The following is a 20,649-nucleotide window of genomic DNA, read 5'->3' as shown; positions in this document are numbered from 1 at the left end:
TAAGCTTGCATAGACAAAGTTGTAAGTAAAGATTACTACAACGCGTTATATAATTCACACGCTTTATTGCATAATAAAGTGTGCTAGCTGCATTTTTATTATTTTATCTACAATAATAAATGGCTATAAATTTGTAGTATAGAACTGGACATAGTCATACTATTTAATCGTCATATTACTTAATCGTCATATGACTTCATAAGTCCGACCCAATGCTTTTTTGTATGATTCGCAACTCTCGCTAATGGATATGGCTTACAGACAGTGTCTAAGAGCTAATATTCATCACACATTTATAAACTCGCCAGCAAAACTATCGTTTGCTGTCCGCTTTTGGTTTATACGCTATGATTGAAAACTGGACAAAAGAATTTATTATTCAGCGCTTATTAGCAATTACGTTGCTAGTAGTGTTGTTCGTATTGTGTTTTCAAGTGGTGCAGTTTTTTATTGTGCCAGCGCTGTGGGCAGCGATTTTGGCCTATGTGACTTTTCCTATTTATAATTTCTTCCATGAAAAGGTAAAGCTAAGCCCAGACTTTAGCGCTGCTATTATGACGGTGAGCATCTCACTGATAATAGGCGTGCCACTGGTCATCGGTGTGTTTATCTTGCAGCAAGAAGCTTTGAGTCTAATTAGTAACCTGATTTATCGTATCAAGGTAGGTTACTTAGATGTGCCCGACTCTCTTAAAGATTTGCCTATCATCGGCCAGCAAGTCAAAGATGTACTGTGGCGTATCAATAAAAACCCAGAAGGGACGCTAGAAGCTTTTCGCATTTGGGTTCAGTCGCATTTATATTATGGCAAAATAGCCTTGGATGTGGTGTTCAGTAGTTTGGCCAAACTCGGTATGGCATTAATGACGCTCTTCTTCTTTTACCGAGATGGCACCAGTCTGGTTCGGCAGATTCGTCAAGCACTGCGCAATATCATCGGCAATCGCATCGACGGTTACATCGATTCTGTGGGTACAACTACGCGTGCGGTGGTATACGGTATCGGGCTGACGGCATTGGCTCAGGCGTTGTTGGCTGGTATCGGCTATTACTTCGCTGGTGCGCCAAGTCCTATTTTATTGACCATTATCACGTTTATTATTGCCTTGATTCCGTTTGGTACGCCGTTCGTTTGGGGCGGTGTATCGATTTGGCTATTGAGTCAAGGACATACCGCAGAAGGTATTGGCTTGGCGCTATGGGGTGTATTAGTAATTAGCTGGGTGGATAACTTGATTCGTCCTATCGTTATTAGCGGCGCGACCAAAATTCCTTTTATCATTATTTTTATTGGTGTATTAGGTGGTCTAACAGCGTTCGGCTTTGTTGGTTTGTTTATCGGGCCTGTCGTATTGGCTATCGGGCTTGCAGTATGGCGCGAGTGGATATCGCAGCATAAGAATGAGATATTTGCTCAGCAGGAGGTGATGCTTTCTGACTCTCGTACGATAGATCCTGTGCACGAACCAGAATAACGAGTCATTAGGGCGTGTCTTCAATTCACCCGATGGCCATCTAAATGGGCTAAAAATGGCTAAATTTTGCCAAACATCGTCAAATAGCTATTTAATATCCTGATATTATCTACGCTATTTTTCTTGTTTGACGGCAATTTATCTCATTTTTATCTCCATTTTTGAAATGAAGACACGCCCTAGAAAATACGATGTAAAAAATTATCGATAGAGACGATGAATAATGACAAATGAGAATATGGCAGAATCGACGAATAATAAGACCGATAAATTAAGTACAATTAAAAATATCACTATTTTAGCGGACAGCAACATCGCCAGTCTGAATGATTTTTTTAATGATTCTATGCTAGGTCAGCTGACTGAGCATAAGGTTGAGATTATTACTGTCGCTGGTCGAGATATCGATGCAGCGCTACTTGCCGAAGTGCAGCCAGATGTGCTGCTGATACGCTCGGTGACAAAAGTAGGTAATACTTTACTGGTTGATAATAACAGTGTGCAGTTTGTTGGGTCTGCGACTATTGGGACCGACCATGTAGATCAAGATTATCTAGCGTCTCGCAATATCACTTTCGCCAATGCGGCTGGTTGTAGCAAGCATTCTGTGGCTCAATATGTATTGACGGCTGTTTTCACTTTGCGTCCGCAGTATTGGCAGCAATCGGCGTCATTAACATTAGGTATCATTGGTCTTGGTAATATCGGTAGTACGCTTGCTCAATACGCCTATGATTTGGGTTGGCAGGTGCTAGGTTATGATCCCTTGTTGCCAGCCTCTAAAACTAATAATGCTAGCCTTGAGCAGGTATTTAGCCAAAGTGACGTGGTTAGTCTGCATGTGCCTTTGACCAATGAAAAGAATGCGACGAATCCTAAAGGTAGTGATTATCCAACACATCATCTTATCAACGTAGCTGCATTAGCAATAATGCCTGCCGATACGATGTTAATTAATAGTGCGCGAGGACCTGTAATTGAGGAAAGTGCGCTTGAAACAGACATTGAGCGTACTGGACGTCAAGTGGTGCTAGATGTGTTTGAGCATGAGCCAGAGATAGCAGTAAGCTTACTATCCAAACTTGCTATTTCCACACCACACATCGCTGGCTATACACTAGAAGGTAAGCTACGTGGCACACAAATCATTTATGATGCCTTGTGTGAAAAATTAGCGATACCTCCAGCTCAATCTATGTCTAATCTGCTACCGCTCAATATGTTCTTATGGTCTGAACTAAAATTATATCCAGACAGACTGCCAAAGTTTTATGACATCATGCAAGATGATGCCTCGTTGCGAAATAAAGCAGTTGATGGACAAGTAAATGGTGCTGACTTTGATGGTCTGAGACGTGATTACCACTTGCGCCGTGAGTGGCAGTTTTAATTAAACAAGATACTGAGCAACCAATTATTCATCAGTCGCAGTAGAGCCCAATGACTCAAGCAAATAACATTTCTCCGCAGCTTATTACTCCTAAGCCTAGCTACGCCCCAACCATGACACTTGCGATGGCACAACAGCGCGCGCAATTTATCAGCAATATTCGGCAGTTTTTTACCAGTCGACAAGTGCTAGAGGTGCAGACACCGTTATTATCCCAAGCAGGCAATACAGACACTTTTTTACAGTCTGTAGCAGCTCATGTGACCTATCAAGACCGTCCACGCACTTATTATTTGCATACCTCGCCTGAGTTTGCGATGAAGCGTTTATTAGCCAGCTGGCAAGTACCTATTTATCAGATTTGTCCTGTCTTTCGTGATAATGAAATAGGCACGCGTCATAATATTGAATTTACGATGCTTGAATGGTATCAACCTAATTATAGTCTGGACGAGATGGCCACTGAACTTAATGAGTTGTTAGAATCGCTTTATGGTCATTCTGTTGTGATGAGTCATTATCGCTATGTCGATGCCTTTATGGACTTTGTTGGCATCCATCCGTTGACAGCGAGTTTAACTGCATTGCAAGCCGTGGCAGAAGATATGGGTTTGACAGGATTTGATTTTAATAATGCTGATGATAGCGAAGAAAACCGTCGTCAAAGCTGGTTGGATTTGTTATTCAGTCATGCCGTGGAGCCAAACCTAGGTCATGATTTGCCGACATTAATTATAGAGTATCCACCTGCGACCGCTGCACTCGCCAAGACAGCTATGGACAAAGACGGTAATAAAATTGCGAAACGTTTCGAGCTATACATTAATGGTATTGAGATTGCCAATGCTTATGATGAATTAGCAGATGGTCAAGCATTGCGTGACCGTTTTGAACAAGACAATCAATTACGTGCGCGTCATAATCTACCTCAAATGCCAGTTGATGAACATCTATTAGCCGCATCCAATGATTTGATGCCATGTAGCGGTATCGCAGTCGGTATGGATAGATTGCTAATGGTGTTGACAGGTGCAAGCAGCTTGGAAGAAGTTATTTCTTTCCCCAGTGGGCAAGCATAATTGAATGTGAATCTTTTCCATTATCAGTGATTTAAATACGTAATAAAAAGGTCGTTGCCGATTTACCAATTAGATATTGGCGAATCGACAACGACCTTTTGTATTGGCTGCTTTTAAAATCTAGCGTCCACAACCAATTTTGGTAATGCTAAATTTATTTATACCGTAGCAACCGCTTCATTAATATCAATATCACCATTGTGTAGATTGAAAACTTTGCCTATGGTGTTATCTGCGATGAGTACTGCTGCTAGCGTTGTCGCTACATCTTCGATTGCATTCTCACCAGAGCTGATATCATTGATAGTGATTTTACCGGTACCAGCGCGTTCTTTTAGTGCGCCCGGCTGTACGATAGTGTAATCCAGCGAGCTGTTATTCACTAACCAGTGATCAGCGTAGTGCTTAGAGATATAGTATTCTTTTAGATCTGCAATACCTGGGTTTTCATCCCATTTGTCAGTTTCTAATGAAAAGACTGAGCTCAGCATAATATAACGTTTAATGCCTTTATCTTGTGCAGCTTGCATCGTTTTCACGGCACCATGCAAGTCAACTTCTAAGACGTTTTTACCACCAGATCCTGCTACAAAGTAGACAGTTTCAATATCCTGATCCAGTTGTTTTTCAATAGACTCTTTACTGGCTGTAATGTCTAAATCTAGCTGGGTATAGTTGTCATTATCAAATAGTTTTTCTTTCTGACGAGTCGTGCCAATAACTTGATGGTCATCAGCTAATAATTGCTTAACCAAATCACCGCCCACTCGACCACTTGCACCAACGACTAAAATCTTCATAATCATTCCTATTTTTATTTAAATGCTATTGTTTGAATTGTTCAGTAAATTTATTTATCTTAAAAAACGAATATAGAGTAACAAAGATAGGTAGCACGCTTCGTTATAAAGCGTGCTGATTAAATAGTGTTTGGTTATAGAGTGTATACAGTTTGCAAGGAAGCAAACGTTGATTAGATGACATCGTGTCACAGATGACAGAATGAGTAAGCGTCAGATGGAACGATAAAAAGTGCTAACGAACCAAGCGATTAAGACCATCAGCAAAGGCTTTTTTATCTCGATCACCGTAGGGTTTTTGCCCGCTCATTTCCTGCAACTCTAGGACACCAGTACCGCGCATGGTGTCCATAAAGTCGCGCATATTAAGCTTTTGCTTGATGTTGTTTTTGTCGTAGACCACACCGCGCGTCGTCAATACCATACCGCCTTTATCCAAAATATCATTGGCCAAAGGGATATCGCTAGTAATAGCCAAGTCACCAGCCTGTATCTGCTCGACAATATAATCATCAGCTTTGTCGAAACCTGACGGTACGACAGTCATGACAAGTAGAGGCGACTTGCGTAGCTTAATCGGCTGATTAGCCACAAATATGGCCATGATCTTGGTACGTTCAGCCGTTTTAATAATCAGGTCTTTGGCAATCAATGGTACCGAGTCTGCGTCCACCCAAATCTGCATTATTTTTTGGCCTTCTCAGATTTTGATGAAGGAGCAGTCAGGCTGTCTGCTTGGCTGTCTTTAGTGTCTAGGTCATCAGCTGTAGCATCGTTTTGAACACTGTTCTGAGTACTGTTTTTAGCATTACTTTTAGTATCGACGTCTGCTTTATTAGGCTGAGTATCTACACTTGCATACTCTTTATCCAGACCGACCTTGTTTGGCAAGATAGCAACCAGTTTTGCCATAGCAGGCTCTAAATCAGTCACGTCGTTAGGCATCAAGGTAATATGAGCAATCTTACGATCGTCACGCTCAGCCTTATGATAGCTATGATAATGAGCGCCATCGATATTTAACACTGCACTGATATCAGGATATTGACCCAGTACATTTACCATAATCGCAGGATGCACGTTATCTGTATCGCCTAATGGCAAGTTAACCACAGCACGGATATGATTCTCAAACTGACTGGTAATAGCGCCTTCGATACTCCAGTGCCCAGAGTTGTGTACCCGTGGCGCAATCTCATTCGCCAGTATCGCGTTGTGACCGCGAGCATCTTTGGTGACGAATAACTCAAGCGCCATAACGCCGACATAGTCCAAATGGTTCATGACTTTGGTAATGGCGTCTGTTGCTTGTTGAAATAGATGACTCGTGCCAACAGCAGGTGCTTGAGTTTTGGCCAATATACCGTTGTGATGATGGTTTTCGACCAAATCGTAACAGCGTACCTGACCATTTTGCGCTCTTGCTGCAATGATAGAGACTTCACGGCTAAAGTTAATAAAACCTTCAGCAATTAACGGCGCAGGCGTTGGCGTGAGTGACCCTTTACCGCTGACGGCGTCCTTTAAATCTAGCCAAGCAGCTTTAATATCACTGTCTTGCTTGATAACGAACTGTCCTTTGCCATCGTAACCACCTCGGCTAGTTTTTAGAACGATAGGCAGTCCTAACTCTTTACAAGCGTGCTTGAGCTCAGCTTCAGAATTTACTTCCATAAATGGCACGGTTGCGATATCAAGTGTGTTGAACATCTGCTTTTCTTTTAGACGATCTTGGGCAATATCAAGCGCAATCAGTGGTGGGAACATGCCTTGCTTGCTGTCAGATTTTGACAAGCTAACCAGTTGCTCAACAGTAGACGTTGGCGTGTTTTCAAACTCTAAGGTAAAGACGTCCGCTGCTGCGATAAAGTCTTCTAGTTGGTCGCTATGAAAGACACGACCGTATAAGCTGGCAGGGCATTCTGGATTGTCTTCTAGGAATACACATTGGTAACCCAATGGCATAGCGGCTTCGGCAAGCATCATACCAAGCTGACCACCGCCTAAAATACCGATGGTACGAATGGTTTGGGTAACAGGATAAGCGTTTGCTGTAGTCATGGCAGGCTCTTTGAATAAAAGTGAATAAGGTGTTTGGGCTATTAAAATCTAAAACTCAATGGGTGAAAATAGGAAAAGGTGCATTGTATGCACCTTATCTCTACTCGGAATTGCTTAAAAATATACAGTGATAGCTTCAATCGTTAAGCTATAAATATAAAAGACGCTGCTATAAAAGCCGATCGACTTATATCTACCTAAGGATTGATAATACCTGGTGTTGGGCTAGCAAGAATAGTCTCAGTCTGAGACTGGCGCATCTGATCGAGCTTAGTAGCAATCGTATCATCATGCAATGCCAGTACTTGAATTGCAAGTAGGGCAGCGTTATAAGCACCAGCAGCACCAATCGCCAAAGTACCAACAGCGACGCCTTTTGGCATTTGTACGATAGACAGTAGACTATCCCAACCGCTCAGCATAGATGACTTTACGGGGACACCAAAGACAGGTAGCGGCGTTTGACTGGCACACATGCCTGGCAGATGAGCGGCACCACCTGCACCAGCGATGATCACTTGTAGACCATTATCTTTTGCGCTTTTGGCATAATCAAATAATCTATCAGGCGTACGGTGTGCAGAGACAACTTCACAATCAAAAGCAATGTCAAAGTCTGCAAGCAATTGCGCAGCAGCACTCATAGTTGCCCAGTCAGACTGCGAACCCATGATAATGCCGACTTGTGGCTGACCAGCAGGGGAGGTGATTGGACCGTTCTGGTTAGCAGCAGTATTCGTGGTGCTCATGATTGGATATCCTCAAAAAGACCATCATACAAAAATTTTGCTACACTCGTAAAGTCAAGTTTGACTTTTAATACTGGTATGGCGCTAATTGCAGTGATATCACGATTTTATATATGTTTTTCATCATGACAATGCTGAACAAAGTGATTGACCGTCAATGGTAATGGTTGTTCGGTATCTAACTGGTAGCAGGTCAAATAACCGCTATCCACTGCTGCAGAGTAGTCGGTACAGGCAACTTGTGGACTGAGTGGCTCAGGTGTACCAGTGAGCCAATAATGCCCGACGAACACAGGTTTATGAGTTTTTAGCGCAAATTCAATATTTTCAGCCAACGCATCAGGCGGTATCTGTGCCAATGCGGACGATGAAGCACGAGACACTTCACGAAGTGTGCGTGTATTTAGCTCATCTAGCCACCAACGTACTCGCACTCGTGTACGCTCGGTACCTTCTTTATCTACCATCACAATACCTTCAGGTAAACCTGTTTCAACCCCTTTTAACACTCGCTCCAAAGCGTCAAAGGCGATAGTATCTTCCTTAGCCGTTGCGATTAAACCTGCTGGAGTCAGACAGTTATCGTCAGTCAGAAGGGGTTTTAGTATTGCCATGCTATCTGTATCCCAGCAAGCATGTACAAAACAGGCGTAGTCGGTCTCGATCCATAATGGAATTTCGTATAAACGCTGCAACCAGTACTCATGTTGCTCTGAGCCAAATGGTATCTCTGCTAAAAACGCCTCATGTTGGCGTCTATGGATATCATTGTGCGAGCGTAAATACTGGCTAGTATTATCAGGATCGCGCGTGGCATATGCCAGTGCATTATATTCATGGTTGCCCATCACTGCATCGGCTACATCGGCATCTAGCATTGCAAAGACAATCTCTAGTGTGGCTAGTTGCTGCGAACCACGATCGATCAAATCGCCGATGAACAAGGCCCTGTGACCTTTTGGTGGCACGAAATGCTGACCGTTATGCTTATAGCCCAACTGATGCAGCAGACCAACCAGTTTGTCTGCATAACCATGTATATCACCGATAATATCTATAATCATAATGTATTACTAAATCTCAAATGTAGAAGTGTACCCTGCGCAAAATAGAGTTTATAAAGTATAACTGTGTTTAAAATGATAGCTTCATGGTACGTAGAAATGTCTAAAATCCTGGTGATATCAACGCATTGATAAAGTGCGGTAGTACTTTTGGTTCCAAAACAATCGTGGCGATAACGCCAAACGCACCGCCCCACATATGAGCCATATGGTTGATATTTGAGCCACCGCGTCGATCAGCATAGATACTATAAAATATATAAGCCACGGCAAATAGTATCGCAGGAATAGGAATTACGGCAAAGAGGTAAATTCTCTCCCATGGTGCTAGCAGAATAAAAGCAAATAACACAGCCGATACACCGCCTGATGCGCCTAAACTCAAATAACTGGCGTTGTTCTTATTTTTCACGTAACTTGGAATCATGGCAACGATAATTGCCAAAACATAAAAAACCACAAACCCGTAACCGAATAAAAACGGCTGATATAGTCCTTCGATAGCACGCCCAAAGAAATACAAAGTAAACATGTTGAAGAGCAAATGCATACTATCAGCGTGAATAAAGCCGTGGGTCACAAAGCGATCCCATTGCCCATTGTTGACTGCTGGCGGATAAAAAATCAATCGATTAAATAGCGTCTTGTTTTGCCAAGCCAATAAGCTGACAATAACTGTAATAATGATAATAAGCGTCGTATGGTTTAACAAAGGAAAATCCTTAGGCCGTGCCTGATATGTGACAATGTTACAAATGACAAGCTACAAATGACAATATTCAAAGCCTAAGCGTTACGGCTGAGTAAAAAATAAGTTTGACGTCTGATCCGTATTAAGTACTAACCATTAGCAATAGACTAATACTAACAGCAGTTGCGATAACGCGAATACCTATTGTGTGACAAAACGATGCTTTTTTATGCGGTTATAGTGAATAATGTAGCAGTGTACCATGCAACATAAGTGAAACTTTTAAAGCAAGGTTAAAGACGAAAGTAGTGTTCATTCATCCGCGCTGCAATGAGTCTTTTAGACAAAGAAGCAAAATACACAAGTGACATGGACAAAAATAAAATAGGTGCTTAATTTTGCACATTCAAATAAGGCTGATAGAGGCAGTGGATTATGAACATTATTGACCAGCTAGAACAAACGGTAACCCCAGCTGTAATGGGTAATGATGACAGCAATAATGTCGCCTATGTCAGTTTACTTGAGCAGTTTTATGCTGTTTTGGCTGCGCGCCTAGCTGTGCCACAGGTTTACTCACAGCTGCTGCGTACTGACCAAGTAATTACTAGCACTAATAATGAAAGCCCTCTATTTGAACAAATATGGCAAGATAAAAGCATGCAAGAGACTATTGTCCAAGAATTGTCAGCCACCCATCACATTGATGAACAGACAACTGAGCAATTACTGATTAGTGCTACCCCATTGGCATATCGTGAGCTAAAAGTATTGGCCAATGGGCAATTTTTGCTAGCATTTTTACAAGAGAAACAGGCTGCTTTACGCCCATATTTACCTATCTGGGCTGCAGTTGTGATTACGGCTCCTCAAGGCGTTAGTCAGCAAATACAAACAGGCTTTGGTTCAGATGATGACCATGTGCCAGTACACGTGCCAGTAAGTGACGACATATCAAATAGACTTGACGACGCTACTTTAGATACTGGCATAGCTGGCATAGTCACACCAATAACGAACACTGATGCAGAAAGTATAGAGCAAATATCAACTGCTGAGCGCGTAAACACTGAAGCGTTAGATAACGATACGATTGCCAATAGTGATGCTATTCATGCCAATCCAGCAGCCTATCATCTGGCAGAAAACAGTAACTTGAAGCATGCACAAGTACGCACTCGCAATCAACGAAACGATCTACTAATACGTGTGTTTTTATTAATAGTAGCCCTTACCGCGCTTGCACTAGCGGCATGGGCATTGTTAGTGAAACCCAATAATGAAATACCAGTAGAGCCTGTGGCCACGTCACCTGTTGAACCACCGCCAGCACCCGTGCCTCCTGTACCAATAACGACTCCTGTTGAGATTATTGTCGGTGTAGATAACGGCGGCAACTTGTACACTTGTAGCGCGACCGTTGGCGATGCTGCACTGCAAAGTACGTTGCAACAGGCACTCAACACAAGCTTTGGCGAACAGGCAAGTATTTGTGCATTGAACATACAGGATGGGGTAGCAACCTCAATCGCTAATATGCCTGCGGAGACACTGCCCAATGTATTGACGATGCTTAGATCAACACCATTTGCACGTTTACATGTGCAAAATGACCGTCTCACACTGGAGGCGCCAGACAATATGCTACTGCAAAAACTGGTCACAGAAATACGAAGCTTAGTACCAGCGATAATGGTCGAAAGTACAGCGCCACTGCCATTGCCTGATAATAGTAATATTGGTGATGCTACGAACAACATGGCAAACGCAAATAACCAGTTTGTAGATGATGGGGTGGGGATTAATAATCAATTCAACAATAATGGGGTAAATAGTAACTCTGGCGAGTACCAAGCATCAGATGATGATACTGGAGATCGTGTGATACCAACTCCTTTGCCTAACAATAATAATAGTTTTAATAATGCGCCCAACAATCTGCCTACCAATGGCGCGAGTAATATTCCCAACAACTTTCCTTCGAATAATCAAACGACCAGACCGCCAGGCCCTTTTTCACCTTCAGAAGTAGATGAGATGGCAAACACGGTTATCGTTGCTGAACCAGCTCAAGTTAGGTAGTTTTTTATAAGGCACGCTTTTTTATATGGTGTGTCTTTTTATATTGCCTATGTTTTCATGTAGCTTGACTACAGTTACGTGTGCCAACCGAAACATTACTTACTGTATCATTTGCACAACAACGTACAGACTGTGAATAGCAGCTTAAGAATTTTATAATAATCAAAACCAAACAAAGTAGTTTGATGAATTTATCGCCACTATGATTATCTAATACTATAACGATTGAATACAAAAGAATGATATAGCTGCTTTTTGAGCGAACGAATGATATAAATAAAAATTGAGGGGAGAGCCATATTATGGATATTATTAGCCATTTGACACGCACCGTCAGCCCAGCCGTATTAGAAGATGACCGTAGCCCAGCTAAGAAAAATCTATTAGAACAGTTTTATGCCATTTTTGCTGCTCGTCTTGCAGACAACGATACTTTTAGCCGCTTCGCTAATGAAAATATTGCCCGTGATGATAATGCTTTTTATGACCGTGTATGGACAGAAGGAGCACACCGCGACCAAATCTCTCGCGAATTGGCAGGCAAGCATAATGTCGATGCAACCGCTTCACGCGGTCTGATTGCGATGGCAGCGCCATTGGCTTTTCATGAGATCAAAAGCTTGGCTGGTACTACACCCGTTCCGCAATTTTTGAATGACAACCTGAACAGTTATCAGCATCATATCCCTGCGTGGGCGGGTACTGTTTTGCCTGCTAGTGCAGTCGCTGCCACTTCTACTACGGCTAGCACACCGATTTCTGATACTACCAGTACAGCGCCACTACAAAAAGAAGAAGAGCCAAAAGAGAGCTTTATGAAAGCGCTGCTACCTATTATTGGTTTGATTATCTTGGGTGCATTGGCTTGGGCTCTACTCAGAGGCTGTCAAGAAAACCCTGAACCTGTAGCAACGCCAGCGGCTACAGTGCAGCAAGGGGCGCAAGGTAATGAGGCACTAGCGGTTGCAGGCGCAATTGAGCCTGCATCACTAAGTATCGCAACTGGTGAAAATAGCGAGCTGTATGCTTGTCGTATGAGCGTGGGTGATGAGACACTACAAACTAATGTTATGAATGCCTTGACTGGTGCATTTGGTGATGAAGCCAATAAATGTCGTGCTGACGTTGATGATAACTTTGCAGTAGATATGCCAGCATCCGCTCAATTGGCAACGATATTACCAATTATCAAGAATGTACCGAATGCGAGCATGATTATCAAAGGCGATAACATTACTGTGAATGCTCCTGATAAAGCTGCGTTGGACAAGTTGGTTGCTGATTTGCAAGCAGCTGCTCCTGCTATGACGGTTCAAGCTGAAGGTCCATTAGACTTGCAAGGCGAGATTGATGATAGTCTAGCTGCTGCAGATGTGGCGATGACCAATCTAGGTGAAAACCCAGATCCACGTGATGTTGCTCGCGCTTTGAGTATTCAGGTGATTAACTTCCAAGTAGATGAAGCGGTTATACCTGAAGTCAATAAGGCGCTGCTAGACCGTGCTGCAGAAATCATCAATAATGTACCTGATATGAAGCTGATGATTGTCGGTCATACAGACAGTCAAGCCTCTGATACCTATAATATGGAGCTGTCTCAGGAGCGTGCTGAGTCAGTGAAAGCGTATCTAGTGTCTAAAGGGGTTGATGCCAGTAAACTAACGACCAAAGGCATGGGCGAATCAGAACCAATCGCAGATAATTCAACCGAACAAGGTCGCTTCCGCAATCGCCGTATTGAATTTATGGTCAATGACGAGGTTGTTAGTGCAAACGATGGCATGATGATAAACGGTGATTCGCTAGATCCAGATATGAACCCATTAGATAGTAACAATGATGATTTGTTACCAGATGGCGATGATGCTACCCAAGGTACTGCGGTAGACCCAACTAATTAATCTATTTGTTCTTATTTTGATTATAGCTACGCAGTAGTAGTTAAATGACAAAAACCGCATCTTATAAAGGTGCGGTTTTTTGCATGCTACTCAATGACAATTGAACAAGCTATTATTTATACAGAGTAGGATCTGTTGATTCTTTAGCAGTCTGACCATCAGCTTGCGCATCAAAAAAAGTTTGAGTAACATTTTGCTTGGCTTGCTGCCAGTATTCAAATTGCTGGCAGGTAGATTCAAGATCGCCTTGCCATGTTGGGATGTTACCGCGCATGGTTTTGATACGTTGCTGGTTAGGGTAAGGCAGATCTTGCGCAGCTTTAGCAGCTTCATGAGCAGCCACACGGTCGTTGCATACGAGGGCAATATCACAACCAGCACCAATGGCCGCTTTTACGCGAGCACTGACATCACCAGCCGCCTTCGCACCTGCCATCGATAAATCATCAGAGAATAATACCCCATCAAATTTAAGCTCATCTCGAATGATATCTTGTAGCCAAATTTTAGAGAATCCTGCTGGCTTGTCGTCTACTTGCGAAAATATCACATGTGCTGGCATAAGAGCGTCCAGACTATGTAGTGTTTGAGCAAAAGGTTGCATGTCGCTATTGATAATCTCATCTAAGCTACGCGTATCGATGGCTTCTGATACGTGCGAGTCAGGAGCGATGGCACCATGACCGGGAAAGTGTTTACCAGTGGTTGCCATACCAGCGGCTTTCATACCGCGCATAAACTGTGTTGCAAGCGCAGTGATGGCTTGCGTCTCGTGATGAAAGCTACGATCACCGATGACTTGGCTAATACCGTCTCTATCCAGTACGGGTGCAAAGCTAAGATCGATTCCTACAGCCAGCACTTCAGCTGCCATTAGATAACCGCAATCGTAGGCGCAGCTAAGTGCCTGACTTGGATCTTGATTGAATAGCTCACCCAGTCGACCCATAGCAGGCAAGGGCGTGAATCCTTCACGTAGCCTCGCGACTCGTCCACCTTCTTGGTCCACACCGATAAGTATGTCTTGATTGTGATAACGTATATCGTCGCACAGTGCTCTGACTTGGGCCGCATCTGTGACGTTACGACCAAACAATATTACTCCGCCGACCTGTGCTTGTTTAATCAAGCTAACATCTTCAGCGGTCAAAGCAGTACTATCAATGTCTATCATTAAAACGCCGTACATCGCGTATTCCTTATTATTTTATATATGGTTATATTATGAGGGTGACTGATTATCTATGGCTATCTTATTATGACAGTTATTATTAATTGAGCATAATGTGGTCGATTATTGGGGTCAAATCAATTTTCTAATAGCCAGTAGATTCAGTCATCAAATCGATGTTGATAGCCCTCAATTACTATGTATGATAAAAATGCTAGAAAGTTTGGTATGTACAGGTGTAGCGTGTAAGATTGCTTATACAGTTTGAGACAGTTCAGTATTTATGCGCATGATAATATTGATTGATTTTTGACTATATATCAGTATTTAATGATGCATAAAGTATAAGAATAAAACACAGCATTTATAGGTCATAACAGATTCGAGCATTTCTAATTCTGATGAATTACCCAATACTATTAACTTCAAATAACTAGGTACATATGATGAAAAAACAACCAGCACAGTGGTTACTCAGTGCAGCGTCAGTGGGCATCGCCGGTATTATCTTAACCCAAAGCTACGGTACCGCAGTCGCCGAGACCAATACGGGAAGTTTCGTTCAGACCCCTGAGCAAAAGGTCACCACCCGTCAAGTAGCCGCTTTGCTGGATCGCAGTCATTATCTCAATCAGCCTTTAGATAGCAAGACTGGTAGCGAAATCCTATCAATGTATATCGATAGCCTTGACCCAAACCATACGTTATTTTTGCAATCCGATGTCGATGAGCTGAAGAAAAAACACGCTGAAGACTTTGGTGCTCGTCTAAAACAAGGTGATCTATCTGCAGGGGTAGAGGTGTTTGATCGTTACCGCAAACGCTCAAACGAGTACTTTGCGATGGCCACCAAGATGCTCAAAACAGATATTGATTTGACAGGTAATGACACAATCATTCTTGATCGCGAAAAACTCGGCCATTTTAAAACCAAAAAAGAGCAGCGTGATTACTGGGAACGTCAGCTAAAGTTTCAGTTGATGAGTATTACGCTCGGTCAAGAAGACGAAAAAGCCAAAGAGAAAGTATTTTTAAGCAACCCAGATATCACTCGTGGGCAAGACTTGGTACGTAACGATGAGCGTACGCCGAATGAGATTTTACAAAATCGTTTGTCTCGTCAACAAGAACAGTTTAAGCGTCTTAAAGATGATGAAATCATGGAAACCATCTTAAATACGGCGATGCTCACTTATGATCCGCATAGTAATTACTATGCACCGATTCAAGCGACCGAACTGCAAATCCAGTCTAGTCTTCAGTTAGAAGGCATAGGTGTCTCTATTCGTCCAGATCGCAAAAATCCAGACTATACTCGTATTGTGACCTTAGTCGATGGTGGTCCAGCCGCCAAGTCGGGTCAGATTAAGCCCAATGACTTGATCGTTGGTATCGCAAAAGATGGCGAAACCATGACGGACGTGGTTGGCTGGTCAACGCGTGAAATTGTCAGCTTGATTCGCGGGAAACGCGGTACATCGGTCACACTGAAACTACGTCAACCTAACACCCCAGATGCTAGCGCCCGTACGGTCACGGTAGTACGAGACATCATTCAGCAAGAAGAGTCAGGCGTTACTCAGCGAGTGGTAGAAGTACAGCGCCCTAATATTGATAAGACGCCAAAGCGTATTGGCGTACTTGAGATACCGAGCTTTTATCTAAACTATCGTGCACGTCGCAATGGTGAAGACTATCGTAGCGTCAGTATCGATACTGAAAAAGCACTAAAAGAGTTGAATAAACAAAATATCGATGGCCTAGTGGTTGATTTGAGAAACAACCCTGGCGGCTCATTGGATGAAGTTGCCAAGATGCTAGGTTTCTTTATCAAGAGTGGACCACTGGTACAGATTCGTGATAATCGCGGCAATATTCAAGTATACCGCGACAACGATGGCGGCGAGCAGCTGTATGATGGCAAAATGTCGGTCATTACCAATTTAGCATCGGCATCAGCCAGTGAAATCTTTGCCGCTGCTATTCAAGACTATGGTCGCGGATTAGTGGTTGGTAGTACGACAACTGGTAAAGGCTCGGCGCAGATTCAGCTCGATAGCTTAGCCTTGGGATCTGCTACCTTAACTCAGCGTAAGTTTTATCGTGTTACTGGCGGTAGTACGCAAAATAAAGGGGTCGTACCAGACGTTGAACTAGTCAATATCTATGACGATGCGACCTTTGGCGAGCGCGCTCAGAAAAAAGCATTGCCTTGGGACACTATCAGAACAGCACCGTATAAGCCGGAAGGGAAGTTTACCAGTGATACGTTGGCGACGCTCAATCAGCAGTCTAAGATTCGCCAACAAAAAGACCCGCAATTTACTTATCTGTCGACACTAAATGATATTCGTAACATGGATGACGAAAAGAAACCTGTTCGTTTAGATATCAATAGCCGCCGAGCCAAAATGCAACTAATTGAGAAACGCTCATTAGAAGCAGAAAACAAACGCCTTATCGCAACTGGTGAGCGTCCATACTCTAACTGGAATACTTATCAAGCAGCGATGGACGCAAAATTTGAAGAACGTAGCCGTATGAAAGCCGCTGAACGTCCAGAATTACCAGAGGATGAAGCGTTCATCAATGAGGCAGCTTACCTTATGCTCAGCGCTGAACCTAAGACAATGCTTAGCCCTGAAGAGAAGCTATAATGTGAAGTTATTATAGCGTTACGTAATCTATGTAAGCATATGCTTACATAGATTGACGTTTATACCTCTTACCAACGAAGGGTCAATCTGCGACTATAACTGTACGGCACGATTGAACGAAACGGTTCATTGATACTAGGGATTGGTATCTTAAAGGTCGTACTAGGGATAAGTAGTTTGCTGATTAAGGATGATAAGGCTGGATGCCTGTCAGTTATGAGATACCCCGGGATTAGGTATCACGTAACGCTAACATGGATGGTTGGTAATAAAAGCCGCATGACGCTTGTCGTTATGCGGCTTTGTTACGTCTGGAGACTAGTAATTTTTGTGGCGGATTCTCTAAGTAGATAGTATTTAAATTGAGCAGCACTGTATACTGAATTAGCATTCAGTTTATAGATGAGCACATCTACATTAATTCAAAACTTACCATGAGATAAGCATAAAAAAAGGCCAGTAACCTGATCGGCTACTGGCCTTTTAGATTAGATGATAAATCTAATAACTTATCATCTAACCATTGTCACTACACTCTAGAAGAGATTAGTGCTCAACGCCACCTGCACCATGTACATGGCCATGGTTTAGTTCGTCTTCAGTTGCTGCACGTACTTCTTGGATTTCAACATCAAATGTCAAACGCTTGCCAGCCAATGGATGGTTTGCATCAACAGTAACTTCTTGATCGTTTACAGCAGTTACGGTAACCAACATTACTTGGCCGCCAGCTTCTGACTGGAACTGCATACCAGGCTGAATGTCATCAACGCCTTGGAAGTTGTCACGTGGTACATGCTGTACTGCTTGCTCTTGGTATTCGCCGTAGCCATCAGCAGGTTCAACGACGGCATTAACTTTTTCGCCAGCAGACTTACCTTCTAATTGTGCTTCTAGGCCTGGGATAATGTTGCTGTGACCATGTAGATAAGCAAGTGGCTGACCTTCTGGTGACTGGTCAAGGATATTGCCTTCGTCGTCTTTTAGTGTGTAATTGAATTTGACGGCAGTGTCTTTTGCGATAGTAGTCATAAAATATCCTAAATATATCTATGTAAAAAATTAAATACGGTTGCAATAAACCTAAAAAAGCCAATCTGCAAGCCAAAAGGCCACGTCATTAGTCAATTATCATCAGTTTATTAAAGTAACTTTAGCAGTTAGCATCTTTAATTGAGATGGCCCACATAACTTTCAAGGCAAAAAACATAAAAAATGCCAATTAATGCCACAATTTACAATAATAACTGCTATTTTCTATAGTTAATGCATAGCTATTGGCTATTCATGGTTTAGGAGTTGCTTTTTTAGAGCAGGACTTCTAGCATAATTATAAAAATAAGGATGAGAGACACGATGACTGCATTTACCAATACCACTACTAAACAACCAGCGAGCAATGTTTCAACCAATCACGATGCTACTAAGGCTAAAACGATCGTTGATATAAGCTATCAATTTGATTTTGCCCGTTTCTTTGAACATTTGGTCGATGTATCACTGAGCTTTACAGCAGTATCCGATGCGCCGCAGCTTTGGTTGCCAGCGTGGATACCAGGCAGTTATCTAATGCGTGAGTTTGCACGAAACATCACGGCGGTCCATTATCAAGTACTAGAGGCTCAAACAGCGGATAGTGACGAGCAGTCAGCGACTTATCGCGCGCAAAAAATTGACAAAAATACATGGCAGCTGCCAACTGTGCAAGCTGGGCAGACGGTCATCATCGAGTACGAAGTCTATTGCTATGACCTGTCCGTGCGTACGGCCTACGTCGATCAGCAACGACTTTATGGCAATTTTACCTCACTTGCGCTCGCCGTCGAAGGGCAAGAGCAAGCGCCTGTCCAAGTTAGCTTGATTGTGCCTGAGACATTTTTTACAGACAAAGAAAGTAGCAAAGTACTGTTAGCCTGTGGTTTGGACGCTACGCACCTGCAGATTGATCAACAGCAAAAAGGCAGTCAGCAAGCTAACCGTCAGTACCTTTACAAGTTACAGGCAGCCAATTATCACGAGCTGATTGATTATCCATTCGAAATCGCGGAACAAGAAAAGTTTGATTTTATTATTCATGATAATGAGCATCAGACGCTACATCATAGCTTTTACCTGTCAGGCAAGCAGAATGCCAATCTAGGTCGATTGCAGCAGGATATTACTCAGATTTGTCAGACCTACGTAGATTGGTTAGGCGATGCACCATTTGATGATTATACCTTTATGACCTTTGCTAGCGGTCAAGATTATGGTGGGCTTGAACATATCAACTCTACTAGTCTTATTACCCCGCGCAATGATTTGCCAAGTGCCAATGAGCCAAAACTACCGAGTACAGATTATCAGCGGTTTTTAGGCTTGTGTAGTCACGAGTATTTTCATTCATGGTGGGTTAAGACGGTACGTCCTAATGTTATGATTGATGTCGATTTGCGCCGTGAGGCATTTACGCCATTACTTTGGGTGTTCGAAGGGTTTACGTCTTATATCGATGACTTTATGTTGCAAGCGTCAGGCGTGATTGATAAAGCCAATTATCTGCGACTGCTAGCCGAGCAAATCAATCGCTATTATCAGACCCCAGGGCGCGGTAATCAAAGCGTGGCAGAATCAAGTTTTGATGCTTGGATTAAGCTGTATCGTACTGATGAAAATACAGGCAATGCGGGTATCAGTTACTATAATAAAGGCGCGTTGGTCGCTCTATGTCTGGATCTAATCTTACTCAAAAATAGTGATGGTCGTTATCGTCTGTTTGATGTGGTCAAAGCTTTTTATACTCAAGCCAAGCAGAACGACAGTAAGCGGATTGGTATCAGTAGTGCTGACATGGGCTCAGTCATTGAGCAGTTTATGCCGCTAGCAGAATGGGAAGATTTTGAACGCCGTTACGTCAATGGGGTAGAAGAGCTGCCAATTGAAGCGTTGCTAGTGGCAAATGGTGTCAAAATACAGGCGAATACTAAAGAAACGGCTGACAAGCATGTGCCTTGGGGTATGCGATGTAACGAAACGCCAGCTGGGCTCAAAGTCAATCGTGTGATGCGAGGTAGTATTGCCGCTAGAGCTGGTATTTCAGCACATGACGTTATTATCGCGATTGACGGCATCAAAGCAGATACGAAACAACTTACCGCCTTGGTTAATACAGCGCACCCTGTTGAATGCTATTTATTCCGCCGTGATGAGCTAATGTGTGTTCAAGTTCGACCCGAAACGACAACTAAAGTTAAGCCGCGAGATGAGACAACTGGCATGACTGGAGCAGTACCTCCTCATAAAGTAAGCCTACGCTTAGCAAAAGGAGATAAGACTCTAGAGAATGATAATGAGCAATTAAAAGGTGAGGCAGGTTGGGAGACATGGCTTAATGTTATGAAGCGCTAGCCTCAATGCTACATCAAATATCTTTCCATATGAAAAATCCCTCCATATAAAACACCCTCTTCCGAGCAATCATGCTTAGAAGAGGGTTTTCTAAATCACTTTTAATATTGTAGATGTGTCCAAGCAACTTAAATGCTCGATA

Annotated in this window: 15 protein-coding genes; 7 read left to right on the top strand and 8 right to left on the bottom strand. The window is 42.8% G+C overall.

Annotated features, from left to right (window positions below; all coding sequences use genetic code 11):
* The first annotated feature begins 347 nt into the window (after positions 1 to 347).
* From ACTXGF_RS25535 to epmA, 3 genes are all read left to right on the top strand, one after another.
* Entirely contained in the window at positions 348 to 1,475 is a 1,128-nt protein-coding gene (locus ACTXGF_RS25535; RefSeq protein ID WP_443533450.1) for an AI-2E family transporter, read from the top strand.
* Between the two features lie 280 nt (positions 1,476 to 1,755).
* On the top strand, positions 1,756 to 2,865 hold the full coding sequence (locus ACTXGF_RS25530) for a 4-phosphoerythronate dehydrogenase (protein ID WP_443533612.1): 1,110 nt from the start codon (positions 1,756 to 1,758) through the stop codon (positions 2,863 to 2,865).
* Between the two features lie 50 nt (positions 2,866 to 2,915).
* Positions 2,916 to 3,944 (top strand): EF-P lysine aminoacylase EpmA, encoded by a 1,029-nt coding sequence (gene epmA, locus ACTXGF_RS25525; RefSeq protein ID WP_443533452.1) that lies wholly within the window; start codon positions 2,916 to 2,918, stop codon positions 3,942 to 3,944.
* A gap of 158 nt (positions 3,945 to 4,102) precedes the next feature.
* On the opposite strand, the gene ACTXGF_RS25520 is transcribed toward epmA, so the two are convergent.
* From ACTXGF_RS25520 to ACTXGF_RS25495, 6 genes are all read right to left on the bottom strand, one after another.
* A complete protein-coding gene (locus ACTXGF_RS25520) occupies positions 4,103 to 4,744 on the bottom strand; it encodes an NAD(P)H-binding protein (RefSeq protein ID WP_443533454.1) in 642 nt (213 codons plus the stop codon).
* A gap of 235 nt (positions 4,745 to 4,979) precedes the next feature.
* Entirely contained in the window at positions 4,980 to 5,429 is a 450-nt protein-coding gene (locus tag ACTXGF_RS25515) for a YaiI/YqxD family protein (protein WP_443533456.1), read from the bottom strand.
* On the bottom strand, positions 5,429 to 6,805 hold the full coding sequence (locus ACTXGF_RS25510) for a 5-(carboxyamino)imidazole ribonucleotide synthase (protein WP_443533458.1): 1,377 nt from the start codon (positions 6,803 to 6,805) through the stop codon (positions 5,429 to 5,431). The genes ACTXGF_RS25515 and ACTXGF_RS25510 overlap by 1 nt, the downstream gene beginning before the upstream one ends.
* 197 nt (positions 6,806 to 7,002) lie before the next feature.
* The gene (gene purE, locus ACTXGF_RS25505; RefSeq protein WP_443533459.1) at positions 7,003 to 7,554 is read right to left on the bottom strand and encodes a 5-(carboxyamino)imidazole ribonucleotide mutase; all 552 of its coding nucleotides are present in this window, start codon (positions 7,552 to 7,554) and stop codon (positions 7,003 to 7,005) included.
* Positions 7,555 to 7,661: 107 nt separating this feature from the next.
* Positions 7,662 to 8,618 carry a metallophosphoesterase gene (locus ACTXGF_RS25500; protein ID WP_443533461.1) on the bottom strand — a complete coding sequence of 319 codons (957 nt, stop codon included), beginning with the start codon at positions 8,616 to 8,618 and terminating at the stop codon, positions 7,662 to 7,664.
* Positions 8,619 to 8,721: 103 nt separating this feature from the next.
* Positions 8,722 to 9,330 (bottom strand): rhomboid family intramembrane serine protease, encoded by a 609-nt coding sequence (locus ACTXGF_RS25495; protein ID WP_443533463.1) that lies wholly within the window; start codon positions 9,328 to 9,330, stop codon positions 8,722 to 8,724.
* A 414-nt stretch (positions 9,331 to 9,744) separates the two neighbouring features.
* On the opposite strand from ACTXGF_RS25495, the gene ACTXGF_RS25490 reads away from it, so the two are divergent.
* Both ACTXGF_RS25490 and ACTXGF_RS25485 read left to right on the top strand, forming a co-directional pair.
* Positions 9,745 to 11,391, top strand: a complete 1,647-nt coding sequence (locus ACTXGF_RS25490; protein ID WP_443533465.1) for a hypothetical protein — start codon at positions 9,745 to 9,747, stop codon at positions 11,389 to 11,391.
* A gap of 302 nt (positions 11,392 to 11,693) precedes the next feature.
* On the top strand, positions 11,694 to 13,292 hold the full coding sequence (locus tag ACTXGF_RS25485) for an OmpA family protein (RefSeq protein WP_443533466.1): 1,599 nt from the start codon (positions 11,694 to 11,696) through the stop codon (positions 13,290 to 13,292).
* Between the two features lie 112 nt (positions 13,293 to 13,404).
* Here the strand turns inward: ACTXGF_RS25485 and nagZ are convergent, their stop codons facing one another.
* On the bottom strand, positions 13,405 to 14,481 hold the full coding sequence (gene nagZ / locus ACTXGF_RS25480; protein WP_443533467.1) for a beta-N-acetylhexosaminidase: 1,077 nt from the start codon (positions 14,479 to 14,481) through the stop codon (positions 13,405 to 13,407).
* 428 nt (positions 14,482 to 14,909) lie between these two features.
* Between nagZ and ACTXGF_RS25475 the strand changes: the two genes are divergently transcribed.
* Entirely contained in the window at positions 14,910 to 17,120 is a 2,211-nt protein-coding gene (locus ACTXGF_RS25475; protein WP_102078101.1) for a carboxy terminal-processing peptidase, read from the top strand.
* A 546-nt stretch (positions 17,121 to 17,666) separates the two neighbouring features.
* On the opposite strand, the gene ACTXGF_RS25470 is transcribed toward ACTXGF_RS25475, so the two are convergent.
* Entirely contained in the window at positions 17,667 to 18,152 is a 486-nt protein-coding gene (locus tag ACTXGF_RS25470; protein ID WP_057758283.1) for an FKBP-type peptidyl-prolyl cis-trans isomerase, read from the bottom strand.
* A gap of 324 nt (positions 18,153 to 18,476) precedes the next feature.
* Here ACTXGF_RS25470 and ACTXGF_RS25465 point away from each other — a divergent pair, with 324 nt between their 5' ends.
* Positions 18,477 to 20,507 (top strand): M61 family metallopeptidase, encoded by a 2,031-nt coding sequence (locus ACTXGF_RS25465; RefSeq protein WP_443533468.1) that lies wholly within the window; start codon positions 18,477 to 18,479, stop codon positions 20,505 to 20,507.
* Positions 20,508 to 20,649 lie beyond the last annotated feature (142 nt).

The sequence above is a fragment of the Psychrobacter sp. 1Y6 genome (assembly GCF_052258385.2).
In the GTDB taxonomy this organism is placed as follows: Bacteria; Pseudomonadota; Gammaproteobacteria; order Pseudomonadales; family Moraxellaceae; genus Psychrobacter.
The sequence above is the reverse complement of the archived record's forward strand: the minus strand, read 5'-3'. Positions and strand labels throughout refer to the sequence as shown.

Excerpts from the sequence above, each read along its gene's own strand:
- ACTXGF_RS25535 (WP_443533450.1), top strand. The coding sequence starts at position 348 with ATGATTGAAAACTGGACAAAAGAATTTATTATTCAGCGCTTATTAGCA.
- ACTXGF_RS25500 (WP_443533461.1), bottom strand. The coding sequence starts at position 8,618 with ATGATTATAGATATTATCGGTGATATACATGGTTATGCAGACAAACTG.
- ACTXGF_RS25490 (WP_443533465.1), top strand. The coding sequence starts at position 9,745 with ATGAACATTATTGACCAGCTAGAACAAACGGTAACCCCAGCTGTAATG.
- ACTXGF_RS25510 (WP_443533458.1), bottom strand. The coding sequence starts at position 6,805 with ATGACTACAGCAAACGCTTATCCTGTTACCCAAACCATTCGTACCATC.
- nagZ (WP_443533467.1), bottom strand. The coding sequence starts at position 14,481 with ATGTACGGCGTTTTAATGATAGACATTGATAGTACTGCTTTGACCGCT.
- ACTXGF_RS25520 (WP_443533454.1), bottom strand. The coding sequence starts at position 4,744 with ATGAAGATTTTAGTCGTTGGTGCAAGTGGTCGAGTGGGCGGTGATTTG.
- ACTXGF_RS25485 (WP_443533466.1), top strand. The coding sequence starts at position 11,694 with ATGGATATTATTAGCCATTTGACACGCACCGTCAGCCCAGCCGTATTA.
- epmA (WP_443533452.1), top strand. The coding sequence starts at position 2,916 with ATGACTCAAGCAAATAACATTTCTCCGCAGCTTATTACTCCTAAGCCT.
- ACTXGF_RS25475 (WP_102078101.1), top strand. The coding sequence starts at position 14,910 with ATGAAAAAACAACCAGCACAGTGGTTACTCAGTGCAGCGTCAGTGGGC.
- ACTXGF_RS25465 (WP_443533468.1), top strand. The coding sequence starts at position 18,477 with ATGACTGCATTTACCAATACCACTACTAAACAACCAGCGAGCAATGTT.
- ACTXGF_RS25470 (WP_057758283.1), bottom strand. The coding sequence starts at position 18,152 with ATGACTACTATCGCAAAAGACACTGCCGTCAAATTCAATTACACACTA.
- ACTXGF_RS25515 (WP_443533456.1), bottom strand. The coding sequence starts at position 5,429 with ATGCAGATTTGGGTGGACGCAGACTCGGTACCATTGATTGCCAAAGAC.
- purE (WP_443533459.1), bottom strand. The coding sequence starts at position 7,554 with ATGAGCACCACGAATACTGCTGCTAACCAGAACGGTCCAATCACCTCC.